We start from the raw sequence: 6768 nt of genomic DNA on the forward strand, positions 1-6768 counted from the left end.
TAGATATACCTCTTTCTTAACTATGCTTATTTTACCTCATATTTTCGAGATCCTTAACAGGTTCTTAGACCATTTTGATCAATTTTTTACTATTACTGAAGTAAGCAATAAAAAAAATAGAAGTGAATTAATGAACCTCGCAAGGGCATATAAGATGATAAGTGAAGAAGATCCAGACAAAATACAGGATTTTTTAGCTACTCAAACAAAAAGTTATTCATATGAAATAATGTTACCTGAAATTGATAATTTTCTATCACAAGCTAGGTGATTTTATCAATAATTTCATTGTGTACGTGATTATCATTTTTTGTTTCAATTCCAGTGATAACACTGCACCTAACGGGCTCTTTTATGGCTATTTCCTGAAATCCTTTTCTGACCTTATTGTAAAAATTAACATCCATTTCTTCATATTTATTCTTGTCTTTTGCTCTATTTAACCCAACTTTAACATCAATATCTAGAATGAATGTAATATCTGGATATTTAATTTCCACTAGCTTATGTAAGTCCCTTACTAGCCCTAAGTCAACTCCAAACCCATATCCTTGATATGCAATAGTTGAATCAATAAACCGATCACAAATCACTATTTTTCCTTCTGCAAGAGCTGGTAATATTAATTTTTTCATATGTTCGCGCCTCATCGAGATAAGTAGCAAGAGTTCAGAAATAGAATCAATATTATTCGTTAACAATACTCCTCTTATCTTTTCTGCAAAATCAGTGCCACCTGGTTCTCGAGTCAATACCACATTATTTTCGCCGTGAATTTGCTTAAAATGATTTGCAAGTAGCTTAGATTGTGTTGTTTTACCAGAGCCGTCTATTCCTTCGAAAGTTATGAACATAAGTTTTATAATTATAATACTAAAAAAGAATATGCAAACAGTATACATAGAAACCGTTTGACATTTAAATAATAAGACCGTAAATTACATATGGTATGATAATAGTCTATGGTTGCTCTGAATACTCCTAAAGTCGATTTTGGTTTTACTGCAAAAGATTTTAATCTTTTGGGAGTAGACAATGAATATTATGCATTAAGTGACTATTGTGGAAAAAATAGTCTTATTATAATGTTTATATGCAATCACTGTCCTTACGTTCAGTCAATTATTAGCAATCTGGTAAGCGATGTTGATCAATTGAAAAAAGATTATCAGGTAAACACCGTTGCAATAATGCCAAATGATGTAAACGAATATCCAGAAGATTCCTTTGAAAATATGATTAATTTTGCCAAGGAAAATAAGTTTACATTTCCATATTTAATTGATAGTACACAGAAAATAGCTAAAGAATACGGGGCTGTTTGCACTCCTGACTTTTTTGGCTTTAATTCCGATTTAAACCTTTGCTATCGTGGACGTTTTAATAACACAAAAAAAGAAAAGGTTCAAAGCTATGAAGTAGGAAGTAGTGACTTATTTCAAGCTATGAAATTTATTGCAGAAACTGGTAATTCTCCAATTGACCAAAAATCAAGTATTGGCTGCTCAATTAAATGGTCTAATTCTACAGGTTAAATATCATGCACAGTGGCTCTCAGCATTTGTTTGATATTATAATTTTGCTTTCTGCTGCTGTGTTTATAGTCATAGCGTTTTGGAAAATGAATATTAGTCCAGTGCTCGGTTACTTCGTTGCAGGTGCAGTTATTGGTTCTCATGGGTTTAATCTGATACACTCAGCTGAAGCAATGGATAATCTTGCAGAATTTGGTGTAGTTTTCCTATTATTCATTATAGGCCTTGAATTGACATTTGAACGCCTGATCGCTATGCGTATTCATGTATTTGGGTTCGGTTCTCTTCAAGTTATAGTTACCATGGTAGCAATATGGTGCATCGCTCTTGCTTTCGGAGTGAATACGAATATAGCAACAGTTATTGGTGGTGGGCTTGCGCTATCCTCAACAGCAATAGTGTTGCAGGTTCTGCAAGAAAAAGGTTCTCAAGCAAGTCAGGTTGGTAGGTTGTCAATAGCAGTACTATTAATGCAAGATTTTGCAGTAGTACCATTAATAGTATTGGTACCTTTACTTGCTGGCAATTCTGAGCACAGCCTGATAAGCTCATTGGCAGGTTCATTGGTGCAAGCAGCTATTGCATTAGTGCTGATATTTATAACTGGTAGATTATTGCTTAGACCTTTATTTTCGGTTATTGCTAAAATGGAAAGTAATGAGGTCTTTATATCAACAACGCTTTTAATAGTATTAGGAGCAGCATTTATTACTGAGCAATTCCATTTATCGTTGGCATTAGGTGCATTTGTTGCTGGATTGTTAGTTGCAGAAACAGAATACAGACACTCAGTGGAACACGCGGTATTACCATTTAAAGATTTGTTTCTTGGCTTATTTTTCATGACTGTTGGTATGTCCATCAATACCGAACTTTTACTCAATAAGTTACCACTAATTACTTTATTATCGATTATCCTTATCGTTTTAAAAACATCTATCATATATATATTGTGTAGATTTTTTGGATTTAAGAGTGCACCTGCTATACAAGCTGGGTTACTGCTTTCACAAGGCGGTGAATTTGCGTTTATTTTATTTCGCTTAGCAGATGAGCTAAATGTGCTACCAAGTGAAATCGCTCAAGTACTTATGATGGTAACTACAGTAACCATGGCTTTCACTCCTCTTTTATCGGGGCTTGGAGATTGGATAGCAAACTCATTTAGCACTGAGAAAACAATATTAGATGATGAAGCTGTTGAAACAGATACACAAGATCTTTATAACCATGTGATAGTTGCTGGATTTGGTAGAGTGGGATATATGGTAACAAAAATGCTTACGGCAGAGCATTTAAGTTACGTTGTTGTAGATATTCAATCGAAAATAGTCAAAGAAGGAAAAAGTGATAGTTTTCCTATATATCTTGGAGATGTTACAAGATGTGAAATTTTAAAATCGGTAGGAATAGAAAGAGCTCAAGCTCTCGTTATTTCAATAAAGAATGAGGTTACTATAAAAAAAGTTGTTTCTTTAGTTGCAGCAAATTTTCCGCATGTAAATATTGTAATACGCTTACCAGATCTGAGTAATGTGGAGGTTTATAGAGATCTGGGAGCTAGTAAAATTATTCCTGAAACATCTGAGATAGGATTGCAGCTAGGTGGAGCTGCACTGAGCCTTAGTGGTATTAGCGAAAGTGGAGTTACGTCTTTAAAAAGTAGATTCAGAAAAGGCAATTACAGTATGTTAAAAGACCTTGGTAGTGATAAAGATGAATAACTACTTTTCTAATTTTATGTACAGAAAGCTTCAAGCTTTATTGAGGTTTTGCCTATAGTAAATTACGCACATAATCAACCAAGTTAAGGAAAGTGCAAACCAAGTGATTGCATATTCCAAATGCTTCATTGGCTGTATAGCTACTTTGCTGCCAAAATTGTTCGGCCACAATGCACACTTCTCTAGCTTAATACCTAACTCATTGGAAATTTCTTCTGTACTCAGGCTAAACCATGTATTCGAAGCAGTATCGTTCTTGATAAACCAATTTTTACTTTTATTGCTATCGCAATATAAAATTCCATCTGCAACTACTTTTTCAATTTTTACTTTTTTCTCCTTTTTTTCTCTGACTATTCCTTTATTCACCAACATGTAACGTCCAGTGGTGAGCAACATAGGAGACAGCACGTGATAGCCGTGTTGCCCTGCAAAAACATATAGTTCCATATCACTTAGAATCCCATCAATCTTGACATGCCTATAGTTAAATTTTTCAAGGTCGTTATTGGGCAATAGATGAACCACTGGAAGACTCATACTTTTAATAATATTATTCTTCCAGTTCAATCTGAATATTTGCCATAACCCTAATAAAAAAAGAAGTGAGCAAGGTATAATTAAAATAAATACTATCTTTTTTAACACTCTATATTTGTGTTCTTAAATAGTTTTCAACACCCATTAGCTCAATAAGATCGGTCTGTTTCTCAATCCAATGGAAGTGCTCTTCTTCATTTTTTAACATCTCTTCTAATAACATTACACTAACAAAATCTTTTTCTTTCTCAGCGATAGAAATCGTTTCTTTGATATCCTTAATACCTTTTCCCTCTAATTTCAAATTAGCTTCTAAGATTTTCCGTATTGTGTCTTTTGTAAACTTTCCATCATACTTTGATATTTCATTTGTATCTTGAAAATTTGGTACACCTTTAAGCAATAAAATCCTTTCTGCCAACTTGCTTGCATGTTCAAGTTCTTCGTTAAGCTCATTTTTTACCTTTTCTGCAAGTCTATTAATTCCATTGTTTTTGAGCACTGCAAAATGTAAAAGATACTGGCGTACAGAAGTCAGCTCATTGGTCAATAATTTGTTCAAATGTTTTACTATCTCTTCATTCATAATCTTCCCTTAGTTCAATTTATCAGCATAATTTATATGATAACGATGATTATAGCAACTCATTTAATAGCTCCTTTGATAACAACCGTATTAAATAGCATGTCGTGGTATGTCTGTTTCTTTTTAGAAAAACAAGCAACTAGATACCAATAGAGGGTGAGCAGCACTATCATTACTTTCAATGCACTCAAGACATTCACTAATACCTCCTGATCTTGCAAAAATTCAGTAAGGACAACTACTACACTGTTTAACAAAGGAAGAAAAAACTGGGAAGTGCTTCTGTCAAACGCTAAATTCAAGTCTATTTTAGAATTATCTAAATTGATAGTACATATATTCATTAACTGTTGACCTGGAGTTGCTTGGGTCTTTGAAGATATAAAATATGTGAAGTAACTACAATTTACACACATGTATGATAGATGTAAGATCAACGGAGAATCCTCTAATAGCAGTATAATTAATAAAGTTGGAATTAATAAAATTGCTACATCTATTAAATATGCGCAAAAGCGCCTTTTTATGCTGGCAATCTCTGTCATTACCTATCTTCTAAATACTTTATTACAAAATTTGTAAGCTTATCAAAATGTTGAAAACATAACAAATCTTCATAACCGCTTATTGATTGACCGTATATAATAGGTAAACAATTGGCGTTTTGTGCACACAGAACATCTGTGATGCTATCACCAACGAAAAACACATTTTCTCTATTTATAGGCAACGTACTCTCTTCTAGTGCAAATAACAAAGGGGTTGCAGATGGTTTATCTTCTGCAGTATCGCATGACCCAACCACTCTTTCAAAGTAGGAATCTAGTTTAAAATAGGCAACTTCTTTACGTAAATTAGTATTTTTCTTATTACTTACTATTGCTAGATAAACATTGTGGCTTTTCAGTGTCTGCAACATTTTCTCTACTCCTTGATTCAGAGCGATGTTTTGCAATAGCGCATCATCTAAATATTGTTGATATATCTGATTTGCTTTTTTCCACTGATCGCCAAACAAATTGACCATATAGCTCTTTCTCGACTCGTGGGAATTTCTATCAGCAGCTTTATTACTATACCCCATTGAGTTTATGGTATACTTAATAGCATTAAAAATGTTATCTTGAGTGTCAACTAAGGTGTTATCCCAATCGAATACTACTGCTAATGAGCTATCTTTCATCTCTTATATAATTATACATTTTAACTTAATAAGTAAATAGCATTTTAATAAAAAAAATATAAAAAGGACGTTCTTGATAAACACTCTTTACCACAAGTTATGTTAACTGTTTTTTATATAATGAGCTAATATACTGGTTATATGATATGCTTTAATAGGTAATAGGTATGGCCCAGACATCTCAAGAAAGTGTTGAAAAAAAGTTTAAAGACGTTGTTGAACGTTCTCCAGGTGCTTTTCCAGAAGGTACCTCATTAGAAGAGAAGGTTAATTATATCGCAAAAGGAACAGAGGCTCTAAAAGCTGTGAAAAGTAAGGAGCTTGAGAACAAAATGAAAAACGTTGCAGAATTGAGTCAGAAATTTGAAAGTCAAAAAGGACGTGCAGATGAAAAAGTACGTCAAGATTTTGAAAGAATTGCTGAGCTTGACCAGCAATATAAAGGGAAGGACATCTTCACAAGTGAAAAAGTTGCAGAGCCAAAAAGTGACAAAAAACTCCAAGACACTCCGAGAAAAACTACAACAGCAGTTAAAGACCTTGAACATAATACACAAAAAAAGACTACTGAAGCTTCTGTGCAAACAGCATCAGAGCACGATTCACAAACCGTTAATCCCTCAGTGAGCAAGAGTTCTATAAAAGAGAAGCTCAACACTGAGCCGGACAAAAAAGATACCACGCCTCAACCACAAGAAAATCAAAAAGAAGAAGGGTTTTTGAGTCTTCTGAAGCGCTTTGTTAAGAAAATATTAGAAAAATTTTTAGGTGAAGGTGAAAAGGATGTAGAGAATGCTCGTGGCATGAAAGAAGATGCTCAAAGAGATACGTCAAATAACGAAGAGCAACAAAAGAGTAAGCAGCTTGATGAAATTTTAAAGGACAAAAGTGTAAGCGAGGGTTTGAAGCAGGCAACAAAGCTTGAGAACCCGGCAATAACGCCTGTTAATACTCCTAAAGTGAATGAAGTAAACACGGGTCGTGAAAGGTGATCCGCTTTCAAGCTTCATTATACCGCCACGAACCGTCATACCGCCGCGGTATCTCATCCGCTAACAAGTAGCGGGATGACGATTGTCAGGGTATCATCCCAGTGTCCCTATGATGTCATCCCAGTGCCCTGACTACTTGGATCTAGCAAGCTTTGCTTGCAAATAAGTCTAATACGCGTCGCGTTTTATGCCAAAACACAATTGGAGT

General features: G+C 34.2%; 8 protein-coding genes and 1 pseudogene. 4 read left to right on the forward strand and 5 right to left on the reverse strand.

What is annotated here, in order from left to right; translation table 11 throughout:
* Positions 1–271: pseudogene (locus tag OZD61_RS02945) on the forward strand (hypothetical protein); the annotation flags it as partial.
* Here the strand turns inward: OZD61_RS02945 and tmk are convergent.
* Positions 264–854 carry a dTMP kinase gene (gene tmk, locus OZD61_RS02950; protein ID WP_274979792.1) on the reverse strand — a complete coding sequence of 197 codons (591 nt, stop codon included), beginning with the start codon at positions 852–854 and terminating at the stop codon, positions 264–266. The pseudogene OZD61_RS02945 and the gene tmk overlap by 8 nt on opposite strands.
* A gap of 108 nt (positions 855–962) precedes the next feature.
* Between tmk and OZD61_RS02955 the strand changes: the two genes are divergently transcribed.
* A complete protein-coding gene (locus tag OZD61_RS02955; protein WP_274979787.1) occupies positions 963–1535 on the forward strand; it encodes a thioredoxin family protein in 573 nt (190 codons plus the stop codon).
* Between the two features lie 5 nt (positions 1536–1540).
* Positions 1541–3259 (forward strand): monovalent cation:proton antiporter-2 (CPA2) family protein, encoded by a 1719-nt coding sequence (locus tag OZD61_RS02960; RefSeq protein ID WP_182319809.1) that lies wholly within the window; start codon positions 1541–1543, stop codon positions 3257–3259.
* Between the two features lie 30 nt (positions 3260–3289).
* Here OZD61_RS02960 and OZD61_RS02965 read toward each other — a convergent pair whose 3' ends face one another.
* The 4 genes from OZD61_RS02965 to OZD61_RS02980 are packed head-to-tail and all read right to left on the reverse strand — an operon-like array spanning position 3290 to position 5568.
* Entirely contained in the window at positions 3290–3907 is a 618-nt protein-coding gene (locus tag OZD61_RS02965; protein WP_274979788.1) for an SURF1 family protein, read from the reverse strand.
* Between the two features lies 1 nt (position 3908).
* The gene (gene bfr / locus OZD61_RS02970; protein WP_274979789.1) at positions 3909–4385 is read right to left on the reverse strand and encodes a bacterioferritin; all 477 of its coding nucleotides are present in this window, start codon (positions 4383–4385) and stop codon (positions 3909–3911) included.
* A 59-nt stretch (positions 4386–4444) separates the two neighbouring features.
* Entirely contained in the window at positions 4445–4930 is a 486-nt protein-coding gene (locus OZD61_RS02975; RefSeq protein WP_274979790.1) for an RDD family protein, read from the reverse strand.
* The gene (locus tag OZD61_RS02980) at positions 4930–5568 is read right to left on the reverse strand and encodes an HAD family hydrolase (protein ID WP_182321159.1); all 639 of its coding nucleotides are present in this window, start codon (positions 5566–5568) and stop codon (positions 4930–4932) included. Before OZD61_RS02980 ends, OZD61_RS02975 begins: the two co-directional genes overlap by 1 nt.
* A gap of 167 nt (positions 5569–5735) precedes the next feature.
* Between OZD61_RS02980 and OZD61_RS02985 the strand changes: the two genes are divergently transcribed.
* Positions 5736–6560 (forward strand): hypothetical protein, encoded by an 825-nt coding sequence (locus tag OZD61_RS02985; RefSeq protein ID WP_274979791.1) that lies wholly within the window; start codon positions 5736–5738, stop codon positions 6558–6560.
* Positions 6561–6768: the final 208 nt, after the last annotated feature.

The sequence above is a fragment of the Wolbachia endosymbiont of Drosophila bocki genome (assembly GCF_028982005.1).
Classification (GTDB): domain Bacteria; phylum Pseudomonadota; class Alphaproteobacteria; order Rickettsiales; family Anaplasmataceae; genus Wolbachia; species Wolbachia pipientis.

Coding starts and splice junctions, on each gene's coding strand:
- tmk (WP_274979792.1), bottom strand. CDS start 854: ATGTTCATAACTTTCGAAGGAATAGACGGCTCTGGTAAAACAACACAA.
- OZD61_RS02955 (WP_274979787.1), top strand. CDS start 963: ATGGTTGCTCTGAATACTCCTAAAGTCGATTTTGGTTTTACTGCAAAA.
- OZD61_RS02960 (WP_182319809.1), top strand. CDS start 1,541: ATGCACAGTGGCTCTCAGCATTTGTTTGATATTATAATTTTGCTTTCT.
- bfr (WP_274979789.1), bottom strand. CDS start 4,385: ATGAATGAAGAGATAGTAAAACATTTGAACAAATTATTGACCAATGAG.
- OZD61_RS02975 (WP_274979790.1), bottom strand. CDS start 4,930: ATGACAGAGATTGCCAGCATAAAAAGGCGCTTTTGCGCATATTTAATA.
- OZD61_RS02980 (WP_182321159.1), bottom strand. CDS start 5,568: ATGAAAGATAGCTCATTAGCAGTAGTATTCGATTGGGATAACACCTTA.
- OZD61_RS02985 (WP_274979791.1), top strand. CDS start 5,736: ATGGCCCAGACATCTCAAGAAAGTGTTGAAAAAAAGTTTAAAGACGTT.